Annotated in this window: 1 protein-coding gene; it reads right to left on the bottom strand. The window is 51.0% G+C overall.

The genetic code is table 11. The features are described 5' to 3' along the window. Positions 1-710: AAA family ATPase (locus tag A3750_RS26415; protein WP_197475170.1), on the bottom strand; the 710-nt coding region annotated here is incomplete at both ends.

Here is a 710-nt window from a genome sequence, read left to right as displayed (position 1 = left end):
GACAAGCGATCGATCAAGGACAGACTTTGAGCTCGAAGAGAGGTGGCTAGGCGCTGAGCGGCTTTTCCTGTCGGGGCAAGGCAAACAGCCCGTAATGGCTGATTGTCTGGTTGTGTAATCTGCTCCTGCAATAGTCGCAGGATCATCAGTTTGGCCGCGGTCGTCGTTTTACCTGTTCCCGGTCCACCACTTACCAAGACTAAATCTGAAAGCAAGGCATGCGCCGCAGCTAGCGCCTGATGGTCAAACGCTTCTCTTTGTGGATTCTTACCTTCTTTGCCCTTAGCTGTTAGATCATTGCCATCAAACTCAAACAGACGCTGAACATAGTGTGTCATCTGGTCCGACATTCCCGAGATAGTGACCGCTCGACGATCAAGGCGCGTCTTGATCCATTTTTCGACCGTATTCTGAAGTGACGCGTGACGAGCAAGCCACCATCGCCCTTCGGCAAAAACAATATCTAAACGAAGTTTGCGCGAGTCACACCCGCTATCACCATCACTATGGCTATCACCCTCACTATCACTGTCAGAGCCAGAATCATCCGTTAATTGCGCATCATCTAAGGTCTCAGCGAGCGTCTTCAAAACCTTTGCGAGTTCAGTTTGGTCGTCGAATGATGTCCAAGAAAAGACTACGAGACTCCGGTAGCGCTGCAAGCCTTCTAGGTCTAACCCTGCCTCGCCGCGACTACTTGCAAAAGACAG

The sequence above is a fragment of the Oleiphilus sp. HI0079 genome, assembly GCF_001635105.1.
This window is presented reverse-complemented; position numbering and strand designations above follow the sequence as displayed.